This is a genomic window from Mesorhizobium sp. M7A.F.Ca.US.006.04.2.1 (assembly GCF_004022915.1).
Lineage (GTDB): Bacteria > Pseudomonadota > Alphaproteobacteria > Rhizobiales > Rhizobiaceae > Mesorhizobium > Mesorhizobium ciceri.
Genome location: NZ_RZQA01001287.1, coordinates 1 through 1,187, shown reverse-complemented (window position 1 = coordinate 1,187; position 1,187 = coordinate 1). Strand labels below are relative to the sequence as shown.

The 1,187-nt window shown below is 65.4% G+C and carries 2 protein-coding genes; one reads left to right on the top strand and one right to left on the bottom strand.

Translation table 11 applies throughout. From position 1 onward, the window contains the following. Positions 1–443, top strand: a 443-nt coding sequence (locus EN925_RS36695; protein WP_128337409.1) for a dihydrofolate reductase family protein, incomplete at its 5' end; no start/stop codon positions are given. Positions 444–625: 182 nt separating this feature from the next. On the opposite strand, the gene EN925_RS36685 is transcribed toward EN925_RS36695, so the two are convergent. After that, positions 626–1,187 (bottom strand): LysR substrate-binding domain-containing protein (locus EN925_RS36685; RefSeq protein ID WP_245487433.1); only part of this gene is annotated, 562 nt, incomplete at its 5' end.

Genomic DNA, 1,187 nt, shown 5'->3' with positions numbered 1-1,187 from the left:
CCTACTGGCAATATCAGAAAGATCCGATCGCGGATGCCTTCAACCCTGCGACCAAATATGTCGCGACGCATCGGCCCGACACCCTCACCTGGCAGAACACGCAATCGCTCGGGCCTGATATCGTTGCGGAGTTGCGCCGCCTCAAGCAGGAGGATGGACCCGACCTGCTCATCCAGGGATCGGGCAACCTGATCCGAACGCTGCTCGCCAACGGGCTGATCGACGAGATCCGGCTGATGGTCTTCCCGCTGTTGCTGGGTAACGGCAAGCGGCTGTTCGGCGACAGCGCGATCCCGGCCGCCTTCAAGCTCATTAAGTCGCAGGCAACCGGCACCGGCGTCATCATGGCGACCTACGAACGCGCGGGCGAGGTCAAGGTCGGGTCGTTTGTCACGGGAGAGCCGTCGGAAGCCGAGCTCGAGCGGCGCAGGAATTGGAAGTAGCAGGACCTGGGTTCCTCGCCCCACGATGAAAGATCGACCCCCACTCCGTCGAGCTTCGCTCGACACCTCTCCCCCGGTTGACGGGGTAGAGGAACGGCGCGAACCTACCTCAGCTGGCACCTTTCCTCTCCCTCCGGAGGGGGGAGAGCGACGGGGGAGAGGAACCCCAGTTCTGAGAAGCTTCAAGCAGCGACTGGTCGCCGCGCCAGCCCTTCCCGTATATGCCGTGCGAATTCCTGCGCCGCGGGCCCTACCCCATGCCTCGGCAGATGCAGGTTGATGGCAAAATTCGGCAGCGGCGGCAGGCCGGACTCCGATGGCAATATGTCGAGATCGGCTGGCACCGTGGAGGCCAGCCAGGTGGTGACGGCGAGGTCGGAGCGCACCGTCGCGGTCGTCGCGTCGATGTTGCCGTTCTCGAACACGGTGCGCCACTCCAGCCCATGCTCACCGAGCGCCGCCAGCACAGCCGGCCGGAAAGCGCAGGTGTCGGCGACGATCGAGACCGGCAGCGGCCGCTTGGCGCGGGCAACGCCGCCCTTGGCACCGACCCAGACCAGCCGGTCAACGACGAGGCATTCGCCGGCCGACGGGCCGGCGCATTCCTCGATCACGGCAAGGTCGATGGTCCCGGCCGCAAGGGCAGCAGTCAATTCTGGCGATGAGGCGCAGACCAGCGATATCTCGACCTGCGGATAGGTCTCGGCATAGGTCTTCAGCACCGGCGCCAGCAAGGTGCCGACA